This window comes from Kitasatospora sp. NPDC088264, from assembly GCF_040685715.1.
Classification (GTDB): Bacteria; Actinomycetota; Actinomycetes; order Streptomycetales; family Streptomycetaceae; genus Kitasatospora.
This window is the reverse complement of record NZ_JBFBIR010000026.1, coordinates 59,644-81,387: the sequence shown is the minus strand read 5'-3', so window position 1 is coordinate 81,387 and position 21,744 is coordinate 59,644. Positions and strand designations below refer to the sequence as shown.

Annotated in this window: 19 protein-coding genes and 1 tRNA gene; 11 read left to right on the top strand and 9 right to left on the bottom strand. The window is 72.1% G+C overall.

Annotated elements, in window-relative coordinates:
* Positions 1-51: 51 nt before the first annotated feature.
* Together AB0O82_RS21220 and AB0O82_RS21215 are read right to left on the bottom strand one after the other, a co-directional pair.
* On the bottom strand, positions 52-750 hold the full coding sequence (locus tag AB0O82_RS21220) for a response regulator transcription factor (RefSeq protein WP_363585542.1): 699 nt from the start codon (positions 748-750) through the stop codon (positions 52-54).
* Positions 750-1,994: a histidine kinase gene (locus AB0O82_RS21215; RefSeq protein ID WP_363585522.1), complete on the bottom strand. Its 1,245-nt coding sequence runs from the start codon at positions 1,992-1,994 to the stop codon at positions 750-752. The genes AB0O82_RS21220 and AB0O82_RS21215 overlap by 1 nt, the downstream gene beginning before the upstream one ends.
* A 315-nt stretch (positions 1,995-2,309) precedes the next feature.
* Between AB0O82_RS21215 and AB0O82_RS21210 the strand changes: the two genes are divergently transcribed.
* Both AB0O82_RS21210 and AB0O82_RS21205 read left to right on the top strand, forming a co-directional pair.
* Positions 2,310-4,649: an MMPL family transporter gene (locus tag AB0O82_RS21210; protein ID WP_363585521.1), complete on the top strand. Its 2,340-nt coding sequence runs from the start codon at positions 2,310-2,312 to the stop codon at positions 4,647-4,649.
* A gap of 184 nt (positions 4,650-4,833) precedes the next feature.
* Positions 4,834-4,907, top strand: a tRNA-Met gene (locus AB0O82_RS21205).
* Positions 4,908-4,988: 81 nt separating this feature from the next.
* On the opposite strand, the gene AB0O82_RS21200 is transcribed toward AB0O82_RS21205, so the two are convergent.
* The gene (locus tag AB0O82_RS21200) at positions 4,989-5,621 is read right to left on the bottom strand and encodes a cyclase (protein WP_350878819.1); all 633 of its coding nucleotides are present in this window, start codon (positions 5,619-5,621) and stop codon (positions 4,989-4,991) included.
* Between the two features lie 365 nt (positions 5,622-5,986).
* Here AB0O82_RS21200 and AB0O82_RS21195 point away from each other — a divergent pair, with 365 nt between their 5' ends.
* Positions 5,987-7,165, top strand: coding sequence for an agmatine deiminase family protein (locus AB0O82_RS21195; RefSeq protein ID WP_363585520.1), 1,179 nt, complete (start codon positions 5,987-5,989; stop codon positions 7,163-7,165).
* Between the two features lie 212 nt (positions 7,166-7,377).
* On the opposite strand, the gene AB0O82_RS21190 is transcribed toward AB0O82_RS21195, so the two are convergent.
* Positions 7,378-8,112: an alpha/beta hydrolase gene (locus AB0O82_RS21190; protein WP_363585519.1), complete on the bottom strand. Its 735-nt coding sequence runs from the start codon at positions 8,110-8,112 to the stop codon at positions 7,378-7,380.
* 251 nt (positions 8,113-8,363) lie between these two features.
* Positions 8,364-8,960 (bottom strand): TetR/AcrR family transcriptional regulator, encoded by a 597-nt coding sequence (locus tag AB0O82_RS21185; protein ID WP_063352386.1) that lies wholly within the window; start codon positions 8,958-8,960, stop codon positions 8,364-8,366.
* 256 nt (positions 8,961-9,216) lie between these two features.
* On the opposite strand from AB0O82_RS21185, the gene AB0O82_RS21180 reads away from it, so the two are divergent.
* From AB0O82_RS21180 to AB0O82_RS21150, 7 genes are all read left to right on the top strand, one after another.
* Positions 9,217-9,510, top strand: a complete 294-nt coding sequence (locus tag AB0O82_RS21180) for an agmatine deiminase family protein (protein ID WP_363585518.1) — start codon at positions 9,217-9,219, stop codon at positions 9,508-9,510.
* 87 nt (positions 9,511-9,597) lie between these two features.
* On the top strand, positions 9,598-10,596 hold the full coding sequence (locus AB0O82_RS21175; protein ID WP_363585517.1) for an agmatine deiminase family protein: 999 nt from the start codon (positions 9,598-9,600) through the stop codon (positions 10,594-10,596).
* Between the two features lie 184 nt (positions 10,597-10,780).
* Positions 10,781-12,439 carry an ABC transporter substrate-binding protein gene (locus tag AB0O82_RS21170; RefSeq protein ID WP_363585516.1) on the top strand — a complete coding sequence of 553 codons (1,659 nt, stop codon included), beginning with the start codon at positions 10,781-10,783 and terminating at the stop codon, positions 12,437-12,439.
* A gap of 73 nt (positions 12,440-12,512) precedes the next feature.
* Complete coding sequence (locus AB0O82_RS21165; protein ID WP_363585515.1) at positions 12,513-13,472, top strand: ABC transporter permease; 960 nt, start codon at positions 12,513-12,515, stop codon at positions 13,470-13,472.
* On the top strand, positions 13,469-14,323 hold the full coding sequence (locus AB0O82_RS21160) for an ABC transporter permease (protein ID WP_363585514.1): 855 nt from the start codon (positions 13,469-13,471) through the stop codon (positions 14,321-14,323). The genes AB0O82_RS21165 and AB0O82_RS21160 overlap by 4 nt, the downstream gene beginning before the upstream one ends.
* Positions 14,320-15,294, top strand: coding sequence for an ABC transporter ATP-binding protein (locus AB0O82_RS21155; RefSeq protein ID WP_363585513.1), 975 nt, complete (start codon positions 14,320-14,322; stop codon positions 15,292-15,294). The genes AB0O82_RS21160 and AB0O82_RS21155 overlap by 4 nt, the downstream gene beginning before the upstream one ends.
* Before the next feature lie 64 nt (positions 15,295-15,358).
* Positions 15,359-16,156 (top strand): ABC transporter ATP-binding protein, encoded by a 798-nt coding sequence (locus AB0O82_RS21150; RefSeq protein ID WP_363585512.1) that lies wholly within the window; start codon positions 15,359-15,361, stop codon positions 16,154-16,156.
* 108 nt (positions 16,157-16,264) lie between these two features.
* Here AB0O82_RS21150 and AB0O82_RS21145 read toward each other — a convergent pair whose 3' ends face one another.
* Positions 16,265-16,936, bottom strand: coding sequence for a TetR/AcrR family transcriptional regulator (locus AB0O82_RS21145; RefSeq protein ID WP_363585511.1), 672 nt, complete (start codon positions 16,934-16,936; stop codon positions 16,265-16,267).
* 145 nt (positions 16,937-17,081) lie between these two features.
* On the opposite strand from AB0O82_RS21145, the gene AB0O82_RS21140 reads away from it, so the two are divergent.
* Positions 17,082-18,263 (top strand): agmatine deiminase family protein, encoded by a 1,182-nt coding sequence (locus tag AB0O82_RS21140; RefSeq protein ID WP_363585510.1) that lies wholly within the window; start codon positions 17,082-17,084, stop codon positions 18,261-18,263.
* Positions 18,264-18,660: 397 nt separating this feature from the next.
* Here AB0O82_RS21140 and AB0O82_RS21135 read toward each other — a convergent pair whose 3' ends face one another.
* The 3 genes from AB0O82_RS21135 to AB0O82_RS21125 form a co-directional block, all read right to left on the bottom strand.
* On the bottom strand, positions 18,661-19,005 hold the full coding sequence (locus AB0O82_RS21135) for a tRNA-binding protein (RefSeq protein ID WP_363585509.1): 345 nt from the start codon (positions 19,003-19,005) through the stop codon (positions 18,661-18,663).
* Complete coding sequence (locus AB0O82_RS21130) at positions 19,005-19,907, bottom strand: 2OG-Fe dioxygenase family protein (RefSeq protein WP_363585508.1); 903 nt, start codon at positions 19,905-19,907, stop codon at positions 19,005-19,007. The genes AB0O82_RS21135 and AB0O82_RS21130 overlap by 1 nt, the downstream gene beginning before the upstream one ends.
* A 367-nt stretch (positions 19,908-20,274) precedes the next feature.
* Entirely contained in the window at positions 20,275-21,438 is a 1,164-nt protein-coding gene (locus AB0O82_RS21125) for an alpha-hydroxy-acid oxidizing protein (protein ID WP_363585507.1), read from the bottom strand.
* Positions 21,439-21,744 lie beyond the last annotated feature (306 nt).

Sequence of the window (21,744 nt, the reverse complement as noted above, 5' to 3'; positions counted from 1 at the left end):
ATCAGTCCGACTCGGGCAGGCTCGGCCCGCCTCAGCCCGCCTTGGCCCGCCTCAGCCCGCCGGGTTCGCGGGCCGGGCCTCGACCAGGCCGGACTCGTAGGCCGCGATCACCGCCTGGGCACGGTCGCGGACACTCAGCTTGGCGAAGATGCTGGTGATGTAGTTCTTGACCGTGGAGACGCTGATGCCCATCGCCGACGCGATCTCGGCGTTGTCCAGGCCGGTGGCCAGCAGGTGCCACACCTCGATCTCGCGGGGCGTCAGTTCGCCCAGACTGGACACCGGCAACGGCACCGGTGCCGGTGGCAGGCGGGGCGCGGTGACGTACGTGGAGATCAGCCGGGTGAGCAGGCGCGGCGCCACCGCCGCCTCCCCGGTGTGCACGGTGCGCACGGCCGCCGAGAGCTCCTCCGGGGAGACGTCCTTGGGCAGGAACCCGGAGGCGCCGGCGCGCAGGGCGGCGACCACGTACTCGTCCATGTCGAAGGTGCTCAGCGCCAGGACCCGGCAGGCCGGCAGTTCCCGCGTGAGCCGCTCGGTCGCCTGGACGCCGTCGAGAACCGGCATCCGGATGTCCATCACCACGACGTGGGGCCGGTGCCGGTGCGCGAGGTCGACCGCCTGCTGGCCGTCGTCCGCCTCGGCCACCACCTCGAAGGCCGGGTCGGGTGCCAGGATCAGGGCCAGGCCCCGCCGTACCAGCGGCTGGTCGTCGGCGATCAGCACCCTGATCCGCTCCGGGGTTCCCATCATCCGAGCCGTTCCTCTCCGTCGGCCGGCGCCACCGGCAGGCTGGCCGCCACCCGGAAGCCACCACCGTCCACGGCGCCGGCCACCATGCTGCCGCCCTGCAGCGCGACGCGTTCGCGCATGCCGATCAGACCGTATCCGGTGCGGCCCGCCCTCGGTCCGGCCGCACCGCCCGCTCCCGCCAGGGCGCCCACCAGGGTGTCGGCCGGCGCGGCGGTGCCGTTGTCGGACACCTCGACGGTGATCCGGTCCGGGTGGTACGTCAGCCGGACCCGCGCCTGGGCCCGGCCAGCGTGCTTGCGGGTGTTGGTGAGGGACTCCTGGACGATCCGGAACACCGCCAGGCCGGTGCTCGGCGGCAGCGGGCGCTCCTCCCCCAGGACGGCGAACTCAGTGGGAAGACCGGCCCTGCGGGACTCCTCGACGAGCCGTCCGAGGTGTCCGACACCGGGCTGCGGCTCGGCCGGCGACTCCTCCGGCTCGTCGCCGGCCCGGAGCACGTCGAGCAGTTGGCGCATCTCGCGCAGCGCCATCCGCCCGGAGCCCTCCAGCGTGACCAGGGCGTCGCGCACCACCTCGGCGTCACCCCCGAGGTTCGCTCTGGCACCGCCGGCCATCAGCTGCATGGTGGTGATGTGGTGGGCGACGATGTCGTGCAACTCCCGTGCGATGCGGCGCCGTTCCTGCGCCACCGCGCGGTCGGCCAGCAGCCTGCGCCTGGCCTCCACCGCGTGCTGCCAGCGTTTCAGCGCCTCGGCCGCGGCGATGACCAGCGCCACGGCGACCACGTTGGACGCCACTTGCGAGAGCGGAGGCGGCAGCGGATGCCCCCGGCCCAGCAGCGGTACGACGGCCGCCACGAGGGCGGCCGTCACCGCCACCACGAGGCCGCGCGAGCGGGCGACCGCGAACAGCGCGATGCAGAGCGTGCAGTTGAAGTGTTGCGGCACCGGCCCGCTCAGGTTCAGGGCCAGGCCGAGGGCCAGCACAGCCGTCAGCGACGCCAGCGGGTAGCGGCGCCTGGTGAGCAGCGGCATGGCCGCCAGTACGAGCAGGACCAGCGCCGTCAGGGCGATCGGCTGGCTTCCGTCCGGGCCGCCGATCGAGTAGCCGAGGAGGTCCAGGGCGGCAGCCCCGACGGCCACCAGTGCGTCACTGGCCGTCCAGGGCAGACCGTCGGCTCTCGGCGGCTGCGGCTGCGGCTGCGGCAGCGGCAGCGGCAGCGGCCGGTGGTGCGTCGACATGCTGGTGGTGGTCCTTTCCGTGGCCGGTCGGCCGTGTGCCGTCGTCCGTGAGCCGCGAGCCGTGAGCCGTGAGCCGTTCCCGCGGAGCCCTCGGGGGGGGGGAGCCTGCGGTCTATTCTCCCTGTGGCCCCCGGCCCCGGGCCGGCACCCGGGACCGATCCCGGACCAGGCCCCTGGTCCTGGTCCGGGCCTGGTGGCGGGCTCAGGTCCTGATGCCGTTCTCCTCCCGCGCTCGGACGAGAACGCCCGGTACGCCGTGATGGTCTGGAGACGTGCCGGAAATCCCCGGCGACAGCACCACAGCCGGAGGACATCGTGATCCGCGCCCTGACCGGATTCTCCACCAGGAATCCGTGGAAGGTGATCGCCGTATGGGCGGTCCTGGGAGTACTCCTGACCGTCCTGAGCCAGACGTTGATCTACCGGGTGACCCAGACGCAGACGGCCGACTTCCTGCCGAAGAGCTACGACTCGGCCGCCGCCATGAAGATCGCCCAGGACCGCTTCGGGACGAAGCCCGACGCCAACCCGGTGACCGTCCTGGTCGCGCGGGCCGACGGCCGGGCGCTGACCGCCGCGGACCGGCAGCAGATCGACGACGGGGCGAAGCGGCTGAGCCGCCTCAAGGTCACCATGCCCAAGCCCAAGGACGCCGCGCCCCTTCAGCGGGACTACTCGCAGGTCCCCCAGGTCGACCCGGCCATGACCGCGCCGGACGGGACCTTCGAGCTGCTCTCCGCCAACCTCACCGGAAACCCCGCCGACCCGGGCCTGGAGAACACCTACCGGGCGTTCCGGGACGGCACCCGGGCGGAGTTCGCCGCCCAGGGACTGCGGACCGGCTTCACCGGCGCCCTCGCCGACCAGGTCGACTCCGCCGACGACGGCAAGACCCTCGCGACCGTCGCGTCCGCCTGCGCCGTCGGCCTGATCATCCTGCTCCACATCCTCGTGTTCCGCAGCGCCCTGGCCGCGCTGCTGCCGCTGATCGCGGTGGCCCTCGTCAGCGGCGTGGCCGCCGGCGCCGTCGTGGGCACCGCCCTGCTCACCGGCATCAAGCTCGACCCGTCCGTACCGAGCCTGATCGGCGTGGTGCTGCTGGGCATCGGCATCGACTACTTCCTGTTCCTGATGTTCCGCTTCCGCGAGCAGCTGCGGGCCCACCCCGAACGCCACCACCGCGCCACCGCCGCCGAGGTCGGCCACAAGGTCGGCACCGCGATCACCTCGGCCGCGCTGACCATCGTCGCCGCCTTCGCCACCCTCGGGGTCGCCAGCTTCGGGCAGTTCCGGGTGCTCGGCCCGGCCGTCGCGGTCTCGGTCCTGGTCATGCTGCTGGCCAGCCTCACCCTGATGCCCGCCGTACTCGCGGCCTGCGGACGCGCACTGTTCTGGCCCTCACGCGCCCTCAAGACCGTGCCCCGCGACGGCGCCACCGCCCGCTTCGCCGACCTGGTGGCCCGCCGGCCCGTGGTCATGGTCCTCGCCTCGCTCGCCCTCCTGGGCGCCCTGGCCGGTGGGCTGGCCGGGATCAGGATGGACTACGGCCTGGGCGGCGGACCGCGCACCGCCTCCCAGACCACCGCCGCCGAGATCTCCCGCGTCCTGCCCGCCGGTGTGGCGGACCCGACCAGCGTCTACGTCGAGACCAAGAACGCCGGCCCCCTCACCCCCGGCGCGCTGAACGGCCTGGCCCAGCGCCTCACCCGGGCCACCGGCGTCGGCCAGGTGGCAGAGCCGGTCCTGAGCGAGAGCCGGCAGGCCGCGCGGATCGACCTCTTCCTCACCGAGGACCCGCAGTCCCAGCAGGCCCGCGACCTGGTCGCCGGCCCGATCCGCGCGGCCGTCGCCCAGGGCACACCCGCCGACCTGAACGCGCACGTCGGCGGTACCCCCGCCGTCTTCGCCGACGTCTCCACCGCCGTCGACCGCGACCTGCGGCTGGTCTTCCCGGTCGCGGCGGCACTGATCGGGGTCATCCTCCTCCTGCTGCTGCGCAGCCTGCTCGCACCGGTCGTCCTGATGCTCTCCGTCGGCCTCGGCTTCGCGGCCACCCTCGGCGCGGCCGCCCTGCTGTTCCAGCACGCGATGGGCAAGCCGGGCGTCAACTTCACGCTGCCGCTGGTCCTGTTCCTGTTCGTGGTCGCGCTCGGCACCGACTACAACATCCTGATCAGTGACCGGATCCGGGAGGAGATGGAACACCCCGGCCCGCCCCGGGCCGCGGTCGCGCGCGCCCTCCGGCACACCGCCCCGGCCATCGCGACGGCGGGCCTGGTCCTGGCCGGCTCCTTCGCCGGCCTCGCCGTGACCCCGCAGCCCTCGACCCAGCAGATCGGCTTCGCGACCGCGCTCGGCATCCTGCTCTCCGCGTTCCTGCTGTCCGTCGTCCTGGTGCCCGCCCTGGCCGCGCTCCTCGGCCGCAGCCTGTGGTGGCCCCTGCGTCCAGGCCGTACCACGGCCCGCACGGCCCCCGGGCACCCCCGCGCAGAGGCGCCGCAGTCGCCGCAGTCCCAGCCCTGGTCGCAGTGGCCCACGCCGCCGCAGCCGGACGACCACCCCTCCCCCTACCCTCAGCCCTATCCCCAGCCGTACACGCCGCAGGAGGAACAGGGCGCAGCCTCCTCCTGGACCGGAAGCAGCCACCACCCGTAGGAAGCGGGCGGGCTCGGACGACGACACCGGGCGCAACGGCCGGCGCCCCCGATTCCGTCGCGCTGCGGCTGTCGGCTTCCGCTGAACGCGCATCACCTCGGGGCCGCCGTTGGAGCCGCGCACCCGGCCGCCCGGTGGCCGATTAGGTGATCGCCGCCGGGTGCCGTACGGTCGGTACTACCGACGCGGGGTGGAGCAGCTCGGTAGCTCGCTGGGCTCATAACCCAGAGGTCGCAGGTTCAAATCCTGTCCCCGCTACTTCCGACACCGGGGCCGACGCACACTGTGCGCCGGCCCCGGTGCTGTTCTCCCTCGGTCGCCTTCGGCGCGAGCCCCCGGTCAGCTCACCGTCGTGGTGCTGAGCGCCTGTGCGGTGGCCGGGTAGCAGGCGGTGGGCACGTCGACGGTGAAGAACGAGACGGGCACGGTCGCCGTGAAGGTCAGCCCCGGGTCCGTGTAGCTCGTACCGGCCACCGAGGTGCGGATGACGCTGCCGGAGGCCCCGGCGGCCAGGTTCAGGGTCAGCGCGGGGAGCGTGAAGGTGCCGCCGCCGTCGACCGACCCGTTCACCGTGAGCACGACGTTGCCGTTGTTCACCGCGACGCTCGCGCTGCCCGAGTAGCCGGAGCCGCCGGTCAGCGACTCGCCGGTCAGCGTGGCGTTCGCGGGGACCGGCACGGTGAGGACGATGTTGCTGATCGACTGGATGCTGTAACCACCCACCGTGGTGGGCACGGTGAGCGCGTCGGGGGCCAGGGTGACGGTGAACTGGCTGCCGGCCGTGACGGTGGCGGGCGCGGCGGCGTTGACACCGGCGTTGAGGTTGAAGGTCTGTGCCGACCCGATCGGCGGGGTCGCCTGGCAGGCCAGGACGACCGGGGTGTCCGCGGCCGCGGCGGTCGGCGCGAACAGCCCGACCGCGGCCACGCCGCCGGCGAGCACGACCGAGGCACGTCGCAGAGCAGAGGTCATTCCCATGAGGGTTCTCCCGCGAAGCCTGAGGTGGGGGGTGAGGGTGGGGCGCGCGAGCGTCGGGGCGTGGGGTACCTGAGCCGCCCGCCCACCCGGCGGCCCGGCGCAGGCCGGGCGAATTCAGCATGGGCGCGTCAGGGACCTCCAACAATCCTGCTGCGCAAGGCAGTTGCAGCACTTTCCGGCCATTCTCCGGCCGCGCCGCGCTCGGCCCTCATGGCTGGTCGGCGGCGGCCGACGCATGCGTGGCGAAGGCGGCGCCCGTCATCAGCGGACGGGCCGCTTCGGGCTTGACTGACTTTTCAGTCAATGAAAGTGTTGACGGCGAGCTCGACGTCGGCGCTACCCCTGACCGGAGAATCCCCGTGCCCTACCCTGATCTGTCCCGCCGCACCATCCTGCGCTCCCTCGGCGGCGCGGGCGTCCTCGCCCTCGGCCTGACCGCCTGTTCGGACCTCGACGAACCCGTCGAGGACGCCACGCAGGCCCCACAGCCATCCGGGGCCCCACAGCCGTCCGGGTCCTCGGCGGCTCCCGGTGCGCGCCGCTTCGGCGCCGAATGGGAGAAGCACGTCCGCACCGTGATGTCCTGGCCCGCCTCGGAGAGCGTCTGGGGCGACCAGCTCCCCGACGTCCGGAGGGACATCGCCGGCCTGGCGCGGGCCATCGCCGCCCGCGAACCGGTCGTCCTGATGGCCCGCCCCGAGCAGAAGGACGCCGCGCAGAGCGCGTGCGGCTCCGCGGTCGAGGTCGTCCCCATCGCCGTCGACGACCTGTGGGCCCGCGACACCCTGCCGGTATTCGTCGAGGAGGGCGGCAAGGTCAAGGGCGTCGACTTCAACTTCAACGGCTGGGGCGACAAGCAGCAGCACGCCAACGACGGCAAGATCGCCCGCACCGTCCTGGCCAAGTACGGCGTCGAACGCATCGAGACGAAGCTGGTCGCCGAGGGCGGCTCCTTCGAGACCGACGGCCAGGGCACCCTGCTGGTCACCGAGAGCTCCGTCGTCAACGGCAACCGCAACCCCGGCATGTCCCGCGACCAGGTCGAGGCCGAGCTCAAGAAGGCCCTCGGCGTCACCACCGTGATCTGGCTGGCCGGCGTCAGGGGCAAGGACATCACCGACGCCCACGTCGACTGCCTCACCCGCTTCGCCGCCCCCGGAGTCGTCCTGCTCGACCAGGCCTTCCCCGGTTCACCCGCCGACGTCTGGTCCCGCTCCGCCGACCAGGCCCGCGGCGTCTTCACGGACGCCGTCGACGCCCGCGGCAGGAAGCTCGACGTCATCGAGCTCCAGCAGCCCGACCCCGACAGGATCACCGGCCGCGGCGACGCCTTCGTCTCCTCCTACATGAACTTCTACGTCGGCTCCAAGGGCGTCTACCTCCCGAAGTTCGGCGACGACCGCGCCGACGTCCGCGCCCAGCAGATCCTCAAGCAGCACTTCCCCGACCGCGAGATCGTCCCCGTCAAGATCGACAACATCGCCGCCGGAGGTGGCGGCATCCACTGCGCCACCCACGACATCCCGGCCGTCGAGTGAACGCGCGGTTCGCCTGACACCCGCCGGGGCGTGCGGTCTCCTCGAAGCTCCACAGAAATCGAACCGTTGATGACTTCAGGCAGCACGGGCCCCTGCCGAGAGTTCAGCAGGGGCCCACGGTGCAGAGAGCTGTGGACGGCCGGGGCCTGCCCTCGACGAGTGGCAGGCCGTCGGCATCAGCTATCGTCTGCCGCCGGTCCGACGGCCCGGCCTCACCTCAGGTGTCGGGTGAAGAACTGGGCCGCGGCGTCCCCGGCGAACTGCGGGACGCCGGTGTGCCCGCCCATGTTGGCGTGCAGGGACTTCTCCTTCGAGCCGAAGGCGTCGAACAGGTCCAGGGCCGCCTGCCGGTCGTTCCCCTCGTCGTCCCACTGCAGCAGGACATGCAGCGGAATGGTGACCTGCCGGGCCTCCTCGAACATGGAGCGAGGCACGAAACTGCCGGCGAACAGAACGGCGGCCGAGATGCGCGGCTCGACCACCGCCAGCCGGATCCCGATGGAGATCACTCCCCCCGAGTACGCGACCGGGCCGCCGATCTCGGGCAGCGCGAGGAGGGCATCCAGGGCGGCCCGCCATTCCGGGACCGCCTTGTCGACCAGCGGGAGGATGAGGGCGTCGACGATCTCGTCGCTGACCGGCTCGCCGGCCTCCAGCGCCCGGCGCAAGTCGGCGCGGGCCTGCTCCACGGCGGGCCAACGAGGCCGGTCGCCGCTTCCGGGGAGTTCGATGGTCGCCGTGGCGAAGCCGTCCGCCGCGGCGTGCCGGGCCCGGGCCACCAGTCGGGGGTACATCCTGCGCAGTCCGAGGGGAGGGTGGCCGAGCAGGATCAGCGGCGCCGGTGCGGATGCGGCTCCGGGCGTCCACAGGATGCCGGGGATCTCGCCGAGGGTGAACTCGCGCTCGAGGACACCGTCGTCGAGGCGCTGTTCAGAAGTGAAGTGCATGGTCGTGCCTTTCGGGAGGGCTCGGATACGGCGCTCCCGGACGACCTATCGCCCGACCGTGACCCCGGAGGAGAGCACCCATGTGAATACTGCGTTCACGGGTACCACCTCCTCGTTCTCTCGCACGGCCTCCGGAAACATAGCAGCGGTCACCTCGTCCGCCAAACGGGTTTTTGCGGAGTCTCCGCGACGGCGGGGTGCACCGGCGCCGGCGGCGGCCTGCCCCGCACCTCGGGCAGGTGGAGGATCGATCAGCAGCGGCACCGCACGACGGCCGGCAGCGCCTCCAACTCCACCTCGATCGCCTCCCGGAGCAAGCGTCGCGCGTGCTCCAGCGGCATCGAACCGGTCAGCCAGCGGGCGCTGAGGCCCTCGATCAGGACGGTGAGGCGTTCGGCGGAGGCCGTGTGGGCCGGCGCCGTGGCCTCGGGGCGGGCGCGGCCGAGCAGGTCCGCGACATCGTGCACCCAGGCGTGGGTGGCCCGTGCCAGTTCCTCCCGGAGATCGGGCTCGAAGACCGCGCTGGCCCTCAACTCCCCCCAGGCCGTGCTGTTCTCCCGCACGTCCGGGGTGTCCTGGAGTTCCAGGAGCAGGACCTGTTCGAGATCGCGCCGGGGATCGTCCGAGTACCCCGCCGAGTCCCCCTCCGCGGTGTAGCGGTCCGCCCGGTCGCTGATGAACTCCAGGGTCTTGCGGAGCAGCCCGGCCCGGTCGGTGAAGTGGTAGTACAGCAGCGAGGTGGACACCCCCGCCTCGGCGGCCAGTTCGCCCACGCGCAGCCCGCGCACACCACGCCGCGCGATGACGCGGGTGGCGGCGATGAGTATCTCTGTTCGGCGATCCGACACAAGCGATCACCCTACCCGGCCGGGGCCTCGCGCGGAGGAATTCCTGATCAAAATTTCAGGGCCCAACTCCCGTACGGCCAGGCGGGTGACCCCAGCCCGGGGCTCACGGCGGACTCACGGCAAGCTCGTGGCGGGCTCACGACAGGCCGGTGCGGCAAGGAAAACCGCGATACCGTACGTATCGGGTATTGACTGAATTTTTAGTTGCAGCCAAGATGTGCGTCACCCCACACCTCCCGCCCCCAAGGGAGTCCTCTTGGACACGCCCGTTCCCACCCGCCGCAGCCTGCTCGGATTCGGCGCTGCCGCGGATGCCCGCGGAGACCGATCTGCACACCCTCACCTTCATGGCCTGGCCCGCCCTGTCCTCAACGGCGCCGTCCTCGTACCGCAGTTCGGCGACGGCTACGCGGACGGGGTCGCCTACGCGGTCCTCCAGGCCAAGTACCCCGACCGCACCGTGGTCCAGCTCGACATCGACAACATCGCGAGCGGCGGCGGCATCCACTGCTCCACCCAGTCGCAGCCCGCCGCACCGCCCGCCGGCTGAGCGCGGCCGAGCCCCCGCCGACCACCTCGGTCGGCCACTCTCGGCCCCATCCTGACTGAAAATTAGAACAAGAGAGAAGGATCCGTCATGACGTTCCAGATGCCGGCCGAGTGGACCCCCCACGACGGGTGCCTGATGGCCTGGCCGACCAGGTCGGACCTCTGGGGGGAGACCTTCGAGGAGGCCAAGCGGGAGTACGCCCAGGTCGCCCGGGCGATCGCCGAGTTCGAGCCGGTCACGATGGTCGCGCTGCCGGGCCGGGGCGCCGAGGCGCAGGAGCTGTGCGGGGAGGGCGTCGAGGTCGTGGAACTCCCCATCGACGACTCGTGGTTCCGCGACTCCGGGCCGATCTTCGTCCTCGGCGAGGACGGCCGGCGGGCCGGTGTGGACTTCCGCTTCAACGCCTGGGGCGGCAAGCACCACCCGTACGACACCGACGACCTGATCGCCGGGCGGCTGCTGGAGCGCCTGGGCGTCGAGCGCGTCGACTCCCGGATGATCCTCGAAGGCGGGGCGATCACGGTCGACGGCGAGGGCACGCTGATCACCACCGAGCAGTGCCTGCTCAACCCGAACCGCAACCCGGGGATGAGCAAGGAGGAGATCGAGGCCGAACTGATCGCGAAGCTCGGCGTCAGCACGATCATCTGGCTCCCGTACGGCGGTCTGCTGGACACCGAGACCGACGGCCACGTGGACGGCGTCTGCGCGTTCGTCGCCCCCGGCAAGGTGATCGTCCAGCTGCCCGCCGACCCCGACCACCCCGACCACGAGCGCATGCGCGCCAACCACGCCGTCCTGACGGCCGCCACCGACGCCCGGGGCCGCAAGCTGGAGATCCTCGAAGTCCCGCAGAGCGCCTTCGTCGAGGTCAACGGCACCGACGTCGAGGTCGGCTACCTCAACTTCTACATCGCCAACGGCGGCGTCGTCGTCCCGGTCGCCGACGTCCCGGAGGACGAGGGGGCCCTCGCCGCCATCGCGGCCGCCCTGCCCGGCCGCAAGGTCGTCGGGGTCCGCTCCCGGGTGATCGCCTACGGCGGCGGCGGTGTCCACTGCATCACCCAGCAGGTGCCCACCGCCTGAGCCGCCCGCCCGCCGGCCCAGCCACCCGCCCCTCGCCCCGCCCGTCGCCCCGCCCGTCGCCCCGCCCGTCGCCCCGCCCGTCGCCGCGCCCGTCGCCGCGGCCCGGGCAGCGAACCCGTGCTGCCGGGGCCGCCCCTCCCCCCGCCCGCCGGACCCCCGTTGAGCCTGGAAGAAAGAACCCTCGATGCCACGAAGCCAGCGCCCGGAGCACAGATCCCCGCACCGCCGCCACGCCCTGCCGGCCGCCGCCCTGGCAGCCTTCGCCCTGGTCGCCGCCTGCGCCGGGCCGCCGAAGACCGGTGACGGAGGCAGCGGCGACCAGGCGTACAAGCTGTCCGCCGACACCCCGGCCGCCAAGGGCCGGCTCGACTCGTTCAGCTGGGCCGTGTACGCCGAGCCGCCGACCCTCGACTACATCTCGGCGTTCGACTACCCGCAGAACACCATCCTGTCCAACGTGTGCGAGAGCCTGATGCGGTGGACCCCGCAGCTGACACTGGCCCCCGGGCTCGCGGCGAAGACCACCAGCCCCGACCCCACCACCTGGGTCTACGACCTGCGGCCCGACGTGCACTTCCACGACGGCGGCGTGATGACCGCCGACGACGTGGTGTACAGCCTCGGCCGGCAGATGAACCCCGACAACGCGGCGGCCTGGGCCCAGCAGTTCCAGAACGTCAGCACCGTCACCAAGAGCGGCCCGCTCCAGGTCACCGTCAAACTCAAGCAGCCCGACTCGCAGTTCAACCAGTACATGGCCACCGCCGCGGGCGTCGTCGCGTCCAAGGCCGGCATCGAGGCGGCCGGCAAGGACTACGGCACCTCCGGCAGCCTGGACTGCACCGGCCCCTACCAGCTCGGCTCCTGGAACAAGGGCCAGTCCATCCAGCTGCGGCGCTTCGACGCCTACTGGGGCGCCAAGGCCAAGTCCGCGAAGGTCGACTTCCGCTTCCTGACCGACCCCTCGGCGCGCGTCAACGCCATGATCAGCGGTGAGGCGGACGGCGGCTACCTGATCCCGACCGAGAGCTACGACCGCCTGAGCAGGAGCGGCGTGGGCACCCTCTACTTCGGCGAGGGCCTCAGCACGGTCAACGTCAACGTCACCGACATGAAGGGCGTGCTCGGCGACGTCCGCGTCCGCAAGGCGCTGTCGCTGGCCCTCGACCGCTCCGGCTTCGTGCGCACCGGGCTCGCCGGCGCCGGCAACGCCACCGGCTCCCTCACCTCCCGCGCGGCCTGGGCCGCGGCGCCGCCGGACGTCAGGAAGGAGGCGTTCGAGGGGCTCACCCCGACCGCCCCGGACATCGACCGGGCCAAGGCCCTGGTCAAGGAGGCCGGCGCCACCGGAAAGACCGTCACGGTCGCGACCAGCTCCATCGGCCAGGACGTCTCGCTGCTGGCCACCGCCGTCCAGTCGGCCGGCGCCAGGATCGGTCTCGACGTCCAGCTCAAGACGATCGCGCCCAACGCGTTCACCGCGCTGTTCACGGACGCGAAGGCGCGCGAGGGCATCGACCTGTTCCCGGAGACGTACTACGACTCCATCACCGACCCGCTGGACCTGCTGGCCAACTTCAAGACCGGCGCCTACCAGAACTTCGCCGGCCACAGCGACCAGGCCTACGACGACCTGGTCGACAAGGCGACCGCCGCCGCCGACCCGGCGGAGCGCTTCACCCTCGAAGCGCAGCTCCAGAAGACCGCGTCCGACCAGCTGCTGTGGATCCCGGTCGCCGAGTGGCCCACCGCCGTGTTCCTCAACAAGAGGATCACCGGCGCCCCGACCACCATCTCCTACATGTACTACCCGTGGGCGGCCGACGTGGGATCGGCCCAGTGACGTCTCCCGGATCCACCGTGCGGCGGCCGGTACTCCCGGCCGCTGCCCCGCCCCCGGACGTGAGGGCCTCCACGTGAGCTTCCTGCGCTTCACCGCACGACGGCTGGCCGAGATGGCGGCCACCCTCCTCGGCACCTCCTTCGTGATCTTCGGCGCGATGTACCTGGCGCCGGGCAACCCGGCCAGCTTCCTGCTCTCGGGCCGCTCCGCCTCCCCCGAGGCACTCAAGGCGATCAACGACCAGTACCACCTGGACGAACCGTTCCTGCTGCAGTACCTGCGCTGGCTCGGCCAGATCGTCCACGGCGACTTCGGCCGCTCCATCACCTACCGCACCGACGTGTCGCGGCTGCTGGCCGACCGGCTGCCCGCCACCCTCCTGCTCGTCACCATGGCCCTGCTCCTGGTCGTCGCCGTCGGACTGCTGCTCGGCTGGATCGGGGCCGTCCGCGGCGGCGCCGTGGACTCGACCGTCCTGGTCGCCACCACCGTGGCCGTCGGCACCCCGTCCTTCGTCGCGGCCGTCCTGCTGCAGGGCCTGTTCGCGGTGAAGCTGGGCTGGTTCCCGACCGGCGGCACCGGCGACGGACCCGGCCAGATGCTGTGGCACCTGGCCCTGCCCGCCGTCGCGCTGGCGCTCTACCTGATCGGCATGCTCGCCCGGGTCACCCGGGCCGCGATGCAGGAGGTCCTCGGCCAGGAGCACGTCACCGTGGCCCGCAGCCGGGGCGTCACCGAGCACGAGGTGATCCGCCGGCACGTGTTCCGCAACGCCCTGGGCACCGTCCTGACCACGGGAGGCCTGATCGTCTCCACCCTGCTGGTGTGCACCGTCCTGGTCGAGTCCGCGTTCAGCGTCGGCGGCATCGGCCAGCTCCTCGAACTGTCCACCACCACCAAGGACTTCCCCACCGTGCAGGCGATCTCCCTGCTCATGGTGGGGCTGTTCATGGCGGTGAACCTCGTCGTCGACCTGCTGCACCCGCTGGTCGACCCCAGGGTCACCCTCGCGCCGAAGAGGTCCGCCGCATGAGCACCACCGTCCTGCGCCGCCCCGGGCTCGCCCGCCTGCGCACCGCCCGAGCACCCCTGTACCACCTCTGCCTCGGCCTCGTCGCCGTGGTCGTCCTGGTCGCCGTGCTCGCCTCCTGGCTCGCCCCGTACGACCCGAACGCCGTCGACCTGGGCAACGCCCTCGCCGGCCCCTCCGGCGACCACCTGCTCGGCGTCGACGCCGCCGGCCGGGACACCCTGTCCCGGCTGATGCTCGGCGCCCGCACCTCGCTGCTCGGCCCGCTCGGGGTGGTCGCCTTCTCCACCCTGGCCGGCGTCGCCATCGGCGTCACCGCGGCCTGGCGGGGCGGCTGGCTCGACTCCGTCCTGTCCCGCTCCACCGAACTGGTCTTCGCCTTCCCCGGCATGCTGCTGGCGATCCTGATCGTCGCGGTCTACGGCGAGGGGCTGATCGCCCCGGTGATCGCCCTCGCCATCGCCTACCTGCCCTACGTCAGCCGCCTCAGCCGCTCACTCGTCCTCGCCGAACGCTCCCGCCCCTACGTCGAGGCCCACCGCGTCCAGGGCCATTCCGGGCTCCAGATCTGCCTGCGCCACATCATCCCCGGCATCGCCCCCGTCGTCCTCGCCCAGTCCACCATCAACTTCGGCTACGCCCTGATCGACCTCGCCGGCCTCTCCTTCCTCGGACTCGGCGTCCCGGCGCTCACCCCCGACTGGGGCCGCATGGTCTTCGACGGCCAGACCGCCATCCAGCACGGCTACCCCCTGTCGGCGATCCTGCCCTGCGTCGCCATCGTGCTGACCGTCGTCGCCTTCAACGTCGTCGGCGAACGCTGGGCCGACCAGGTCGCCAGGAGGGACCGTTGAACGTCCTCGACATCCAAGGCCTGCGGCTGCGCCTGCCCGGCACGGCCCGGCCCGTCCTCGACGGCGTCGACCTCACCGTCGACGCCCGCGAGACCGTCGCCCTCGTCGGCGAATCCGGCTCCGGCAAGAGCCTCACCTCCCGCAGCGTCCTCGGGCTGCTGCCGCGCGGCGCCACCACCGAGGGCGTCGTGCGCGTCAACGGCGACGACGTCCTCACCATGAGCCCGGAGCAACTGCGCCGCCTGCGCACCGACACCGCGGCCATGGTCTTCCAGGACCCGCGCGCCTCCGTCAACCCGCTCCGGCGCATCGGCGACTTCCTCACCGAGACCAGCCGCCGGGGCCCCGGCGGGGCCGACGCCGCCGCCGGACGGGCCGCGGAGATGCTGGCCGCCGTCGGGCTCCCGGAGACCACGCTCGGCAGGTACCCGGGGCAGCTGTCCGGCGGCATGCTGCAACGCGTCATGATCGCGGGGGCGCTGATGGGCGACCCCGCCCTGATCCTCGCCGACGAGGCCACCACCGCGCTGGACGTCACCACCCAGGCCGAGGTCGTCGCCCTCCTCGGCGACCTGCGCGAACGCTTCGGCACCGCACTGGTCTTCGTCACCCACGACCTCGGACTCGCCGCCGCCATCAGCGACCGCGTCTACGTCATGTACGCGGGACGGATCGCCGAAACCGGGCCCGCCGAGGCCCTGTTCGAGCGGCCGCGCCACCCCTACACGGCCGCGCTGCTCGCCTCCACCCCCCGCCTGGACACCCCCCGGGGCCGGCTGGCCGCCATCGGCGGCAGGCCACCGAGCCTGCGCGAGGACCTGACGGGCTGCCCCTTCGCCGCCCGCTGCCCGCTCGCGACCGAGGTGTGCACCGAGCGGGCGCCGGCCCTGCTGCCGCTCGCCGACGAGCCGGCCCGGCGGGCCGCCTGCCACCACGGCGACCGCGTCGCGGAGGTGACCGCCGATGCCTAGGAGCACTGCCGGTAGCGGCACCACGACCAGCCCCGCCACGACGAGCCCCGGAGGAGAACCAGCGATGCCGAAGACCGTCCTGGAGGCCGTCGGCCTGCACCGCGCGTACGGGAGCGTCCAGGCGGTCGACAACGTCTCCTTCACCCTGGCCGAAGGCGGATCGCTGGGCATCGTCGGCGAGTCGGGGTCGGGCAAGACCACCACCGCCCGGATCGTCGTCGGGCTCGAACGGGCGGACTCCGGACGCGTCCTGGTGCACGGCCGGGACCGCACCGAGCACCGGCGCGGCCGGGCCCACCGGCTGGCCCGCGCCCGCGAGGTCCAGATGGTCTTCCAGGACCCGTACCTGTCCCTCGACGCCCGCACCAGCGTCGGCACCGCGCTGCGCGAAACGCTCAGGCTGCACTTCCCCGACGCGGACCACCCCCGCCGGATCGCCGAACTCCTCGACCAGGTCGGCCTCGGCGAGCGCGAGGCCGAGGCCCTGCCCCGCCGGCTCTCCGGCGGCCAGCGCCAGCGCGTCGCCATCGCCCGCGCGCTGGCCGTCGAGCCCGCCGTCCTCGTCCTCGACGAGGCGGTGGCCGCCCTCGACGTCTCGGTGCAGGCGCAGATCCTCAACCTGCTCGCCGACATCCGCGAACAGACCGGCATCGGCTACCTGTTCATCACCCACGACCTGGGCGTCGTCCGGTGCGTCACGGACGAGGTGGTCGTGATGCGGAACGGCCGGATCGTCGAGTCCGGCCCCACCGCCGAGGTCCTCGCCCGGCCCCGGCACGCCTACACCCGGCTGCTGCTCGACTCCGTGCCCAGGCCGGGCTGGGACCCGCGGTCCATCGCGGCCGCCCGCCGGGCCCTGTAGCCGGGCCCTCCGGACTGCCGGGCCTTCCGGACTGTCGGGGTCCCGCGGGGTCGGCGGACTCCACGGGGCCCCGGTGTCGTTCGGCCGACGGGCGGACGACGCCGGGGCCTATGCCGTCCCGGCGTCGGCCGGGGCCTGTGCCGTCCCGGACGGTGCTCCGGCGAGCGCGCGCACCAGCGTCCCCAGCACCGTCGCCGCGTCCACGTTCGAGTCGAGGGACTGGATGGCCGCGAGGCCGTCCACCGCCGCCGCGACCGCCTCGCCCAGGGGTCGCGGGTCGATGCCGCCGCCCCGCTCGTCGGCGAGCACCTGGAAGAGCCGGACGAAGCACGACCGCCAGCGCAGGTACTCCTGCTCCAGACTCCCCCGGACGCGTTCGTCGTTGAGGGCGTGCCAGTGCAGGGCCGCGTGCAGGTGCGACAGGTCCGGGCTCTCGCCCCGGGTCAGCAGGCCGATCACGCGCTCGGCCCGCTCGGCGAAGTCGCCGGGGCCGTCCACCGCTTCCTCCAGCGGGGAGATCCACTCCGGCCGGATGTCCTCGATCACCGCCACGATCAGATCGGTGCGGTCGCGGAAGTGGTAGTGGCACATCCCGTGCGAAACGCCGCACAGCGCGGCGACGTTGCGCGTGGTGAAGCGCCCGGCGCTCTCGCCGGCCAGCAGGGTCCGGGCGGCGGAGACGAGCCGTGACCGGGTCTGCTCCCCCTTGGCCGACGAGCGCGTGCGCCCCTGCGGAACCACGGGGGCCGCCTGAACCTGTTCCTTCTCGCCTGTCGCCATGGCGCAACTCTAGGGCGTGTCCGACCCACGCCCCCGCTCCAGGAATCTTCGTCCGATCCTGCGCAGATAATTGACCGAGCGCTCGGTTAGTTCTACCTTTCGAGTCAATCCCGTTGCCGAGACGGGCAGTTGACCGGAGGACCCGATGAACGATCACGTCCCGAGCAGACCCGGCCTGGGCAGGCCCGGCCTGGGCAGACGACAGTTCCTCACCGCGGCCGGACTCACCGCCGCCGGCCTGGCCGTGACGTCGGCGGCAGGCTCAGCCGCCGCGGCGGCCGGCCTCCGCAGCTCCCGCAACGAGGACACCGCACTGGCGGGTGCGTTCGCCGTCCCGATCGACGGCGCGCGGCACACCCGGACCTGGATGGCCTGGCCCGACAGCACCACGATCTGGCGCAGCCAGCTCGGCGGCATCCAGTCGAACATCGCGCTGATCGCCAGGACCATCGCCAAGTACGAGCCGGTCATCATGTGCGCCAACCCCGCGAGCGCCGCCAAGGCCCGCTCCCTGTGCGGCTCGTCGGTCACCGTGATCACCACCATCCCCGTCGACGACTGCTGGATGCGCGACACCGGCCCGGTCTTCCGCACCGACGGGCCGGGAGCCCTCGACGCCGTCGGCCTCAACTTCAACGGCTGGGGAAACCGGCAGACCCACGCCAACGACGCGCTGGTCGCCCGGCGCATCGCCGCCTACGTCGGGGTGCCGTTCACCGCCGCCGGCCTGATCGCCGAAGGCGGCGCCATCGAACAGGACGGCGCCGGCACCCTGATGGCCACCCGCAGCAGCATCGTCAACGACAACCGCAACCCCGGGATGAGCCAGGCGCAGATCGAGACCGCGATGTGCCAGGCCTACGGCGCGTCCAAGGTCATCTGGTTCACCGGCATCAGGAACCAGGACATCACCGACGACCACGTCGACGCCACCTCGCGCTTCCTCGCCCCCGGCGCCGGGCTGGTCCAGCTGCCGCTGGCGACCGACACCGACGCGTGGGCCAGCGACGCGCGCGAGCAGTACCAGATCCTGTCCGCCGCCACGACGGCCGCAGGCGGTCCGACCGCGGTGACCAGACTCCAGGGCCCGGACTACTACAGGATCCGCTCCACCAACCAGAACTTCGTCGCCTCCTACGCCAACTACTACGCGTGCAACGGCGCCGTGATCTCCGCCCAGTTCGGAGACAGCACGGCCGACGCCGCCGCCCGGGCGACCCTGGCCCGGCTCTTCCCCGGACGCACCGTCGAGCAGCTCGACATCGACTCCCTCGGCGCCGGCGGCGGCGGCATCCACTGCGTCACCCAGCAACAGCCCGCCGTCTGACACCCGGCGGAGCGGCGCGCACACCGGCACGGCCCACCGGCCACGCGCAGGCGTGCGCGCCGAACCCCCCGCAACTGCCCCGGGCGTCCGGCCGGCACGCCCGAACACCTCGTCCACCGCGACATCGTCAGCGCCCTGCCCACCCTGGACACCAGGATCACCCCCGCCCCGACCGACCCCGGCTTCCCCAGCATGCGCGGACGGAGTTTTGAACGATCAGTGCAGGACCCGGCCGGCGGGGGTGCGCCGGAAGAGGTTGTTCACCCTCCACGAACGGGACCGGGCCGGCCGGTCGGGAGGCCCGGGGGAATCTCCCCCGGGCTCCCACAGAGTGACGTCAGGTCGCTCCTCCGCGGCGTCCCCGGCCCGGTCGTCCGGCCGGTGATGCCGGTTCGCGTCAGAGCAGCCGCGCTCCCGGCTTGACCTCCCGGTCCGGGGCGATCAGGACCACGTCGCCGCCGCCCTCGCCCGGCACCCCGAGGACGAGGACCTCGGACATGAAGTCCGCGACCTGCCGGGGCGGGAGGTTCACCACGGCCATCACCAGGCGACCTTCGAGGTCATCGAGCGCGTACAGGTCGGTGATCTGGGCGCTGGACTTCCGAACGCCCAGATCACCGAAGTCGATCCACAGCTTGTACGCGGGCCGGCGGGCGCGCGCAAACGCCTCGGCACGGACGATCCGGCCCGCACGGATGTCGACGTCCAGGAAGTCGGTGATCGTGATCCCGTCCGCCGCCATCAGACCATCACCGAGGGAAGCAACCCGACCGACATCGGCAGGGCGGAGTGGCAGGCGAGGGAGTCGTGCGTGTGGGAGATGTGACCCTCCAGGGCGGGCTTCCGCGTGAAGAAGATCAGCATATCCCTGGTGGAGGTCTGCTGCGGGTCGGCGGCGACCACCGGGGAGAGGCTGTGCTTCCGCTCGTGGTCGACGACCAGCATGGTGTCGAGGAAGTGGCGGTGCTGGTACTGGCCCACGACGAGCTCCGGCTCAACCTCGTCCCAGCGGACCGCGTTGATCTGCCGCATGTCGTGGAGGAAGGTGATGGCGCTGTCGGCGGTCATGTTCTCACTGCCGAGCAGGGTGGTCATGGTGTGGTCCACGCCGTCGCTGTGCACCCCTTCGAGGGCGGGCTCGCCGACGAGTTCGGGCGTGGTGACGGTCCGCAGGTTGAACAGGGTGCACACCCAGCCGGGGTAGTCGTAGTCCAGCTTCGGGCGGTGCGCGATCTCCACGTCCTGGACCATGAACGCCTTGAACAGGAGCAGCCCCTGGAAGGCCCGGTTCAGCTGGAGGTCGTCACCGACCTCCGCGAACTCACGCTTCTGTCCGGAGTCATGGCGTACGAAGTCCTCGTCCGCCGAGAGCGCGAACGGCTGGAATTCGCCCCGGTCGATCGTCCCGTTCTTCACGTCGAAGTGGAAGCGGCCGTTCTTCGACTGGCGGAAGGGGAGGGTGGGGTCGTCCGGCAGGTCGTCACTCACCCGCTGGAGCTGGGCCAGGTCGGCGTCGGTGGCGCCGAGCCCCTTCAGTAAGCCGGCCATGCGCTCTCCAGGGACGAAAGCCGAACGCTGCTCGACATACTCCTTCTTGATCCGGGTCAACTCGGATATGACCTGGTCGAGGTCGTTGGTGTTCATAGAATGAATACTCCGTTCCGGTTCAGGGGACGACTCCCCGCAGGCTCTCGTGTCATCGGTGACGTCCGCCCTGGGGCGGAACCGATCGCCTCCGACGAGAAAAACCTACGAGCAGCTGATCAATGATCAGTCAACGATGGATCTACGTGCGCGTCATGGCTGATTCAAGGTCTTGACGGCTCCACGGACCCGCAGATCACAGTCAAGTGACGGCCAGTCATACACATGAACTCCTGACGGTCAAGCCGACCACAGAGATCCGGTCAGGACCGCTTTCACCACAACCGGGTTCACGTAGTCCGGGGAAGCACGGACCGCATCGCCACCGAATACGTGTCGTGAATTCGGCCGTCGACCGTCGGCCGTCTCAGAGGCGCACCAGCGCCTCGCGGGTCAGGTCGGCCAGGGCCGGGTAGCCGTCGACCGCCATGAGCAGGTCGGCCTCCGCCAGCAGTGAGCGCAGCACGTGCACGATGCCGTCCTCGCCGCCGAGCGCCAGCCCGTACGCGTACGGGCGGCCGACGCCGACCGCGGTGGCGCCGAGGGCGAGCGCCTTGACGACGTCGGCGCCGCTGCGCACCCCGGAGTCGAAGAGCACCGGCAGAGCGCCCGCCGCCTCGACCACGGCGGGCAGCGCGTCCAGGGCGGGCAGGCCTCCGTTGGCCTGGCGGCCACCGTGGTTGGAGCAGTAGAGACCGTCGACGCCGCCGTCCCGGGCCCGGCGGACGTCCTCGGGGTGACAGACGCCCTTGAGGATGATCGGCAGGTCGGTGAGCGAGCGCAGCCACGGCAGGTCGTCCCAGGTCAGCGGGTTGCCGAAGAGACCGGCCCACTCCAGGATCGCCGCACCCGGATCCTCCTCGGGAGCCTTGGCCAGGCGGGCCCGGAAGACCGGGTCGGTGAAGTAGTTCGCCAGGCAGTGGCCGCGCAGCTGGGGGAAGTTGGAGGTGGCGAGGTCGCGCGGGCGCCAGCCGGTGATCCAGGTGTCCAGGGTGACCACGATGCCCCGGAAGCCGACCGCCTCCGCGCGGTGCACCAGGCTGGCGGCGAGGTCTCGGTCGGTCGGGGTGTAGAGCTGGAAGAAGCCGGGCGTGTCGCCGAACTCGGCCGCGACCTGCTCCAGCGGGTCGACGGTGAGGGTGGAGGCCACCATCGGCACGCCGGTGCGGGCGGCGGCCCTGGCGGCGGCGAGGTCTCCGTGGCCGTCCTGGGCGCAGAGGCCGATCACGCCGACCGGCGCCAGGAACAGCGGCGAGGGCAGGGTGTGGCCGAACAGGTCGACGGTCAGGTCGCGACGGGCGGCGCCGACCATCATCCGGGGGTAGAGGCCCCACCGCTCGAAGGCCCGGACGTTGGCGCGCTGGGTGTGCTCGTCCCCCGCGCCGCCGGCCACGTACGACCAGATCGACGGGGGGAGGGCGGCCTGCGCCCCGGCCTCCAGCCCGGCGTACGTCATCGGCAGGGCGGGCTGCACCCCGCGCAGGCCCTCGAAGTAGATCTCGTTCTGGTAGTCACCGAACTGCTGGGCCATGGTTCCCAACCTCCTGTTGGTGCGGTGCGGTGCGGTGCGGTGTCCGTGTGCGGGAGTGACGGGAGTGACGGTTGCGTTGATCTGATGTCTACCGGCCCCTGCGAGCGTTCGGACGTCTTGCCGTAGGTACGTAGGGAGCGTCATCCGTGTTTCGAACGATTGTTGTCCGTACGGCTGTTGCCGGTGCGGCCGTGCTGGTGCCGGTGGTGGGCGCTGTTGCCGTGGGCGCGGGGGCCCCCGTGCGACAGGGCTCGCCGACCGAGCCGTCGGCGCAGGCCTGCGGCGGGTCGGCCGACGTGCACTGCC

Excerpts from the sequence above, each read along its gene's own strand:
- AB0O82_RS21190 (WP_363585519.1), bottom strand. The coding sequence starts at position 8,112 with ATGCACTTCACTTCTGAACAGCGCCTCGACGACGGTGTCCTCGAGCGC.
- AB0O82_RS21220 (WP_363585542.1), bottom strand. The coding sequence starts at position 750 with ATGGGAACCCCGGAGCGGATCAGGGTGCTGATCGCCGACGACCAGCCG.
- AB0O82_RS21140 (WP_363585510.1), top strand. The coding sequence starts at position 17,082 with ATGAACGATCACGTCCCGAGCAGACCCGGCCTGGGCAGGCCCGGCCTG.
- AB0O82_RS21160 (WP_363585514.1), top strand. The coding sequence starts at position 13,469 with ATGAGCACCACCGTCCTGCGCCGCCCCGGGCTCGCCCGCCTGCGCACC.
- AB0O82_RS21150 (WP_363585512.1), top strand. The coding sequence starts at position 15,359 with ATGCCGAAGACCGTCCTGGAGGCCGTCGGCCTGCACCGCGCGTACGGG.
- AB0O82_RS21175 (WP_363585517.1), top strand. The coding sequence starts at position 9,598 with ATGACGTTCCAGATGCCGGCCGAGTGGACCCCCCACGACGGGTGCCTG.
- AB0O82_RS21170 (WP_363585516.1), top strand. The coding sequence starts at position 10,781 with ATGCCACGAAGCCAGCGCCCGGAGCACAGATCCCCGCACCGCCGCCAC.
- AB0O82_RS21125 (WP_363585507.1), bottom strand. The coding sequence starts at position 21,438 with ATGGCCCAGCAGTTCGGTGACTACCAGAACGAGATCTACTTCGAGGGC.
- AB0O82_RS21200 (WP_350878819.1), bottom strand. The coding sequence starts at position 5,621 with ATGACCTCTGCTCTGCGACGTGCCTCGGTCGTGCTCGCCGGCGGCGTG.
- AB0O82_RS21135 (WP_363585509.1), bottom strand. The coding sequence starts at position 19,005 with ATGGCGGCGGACGGGATCACGATCACCGACTTCCTGGACGTCGACATC.
- AB0O82_RS21215 (WP_363585522.1), bottom strand. The coding sequence starts at position 1,994 with ATGTCGACGCACCACCGGCCGCTGCCGCTGCCGCTGCCGCAGCCGCAG.
- AB0O82_RS21145 (WP_363585511.1), bottom strand. The coding sequence starts at position 16,936 with ATGGCGACAGGCGAGAAGGAACAGGTTCAGGCGGCCCCCGTGGTTCCG.
- AB0O82_RS21130 (WP_363585508.1), bottom strand. The coding sequence starts at position 19,907 with ATGAACACCAACGACCTCGACCAGGTCATATCCGAGTTGACCCGGATC.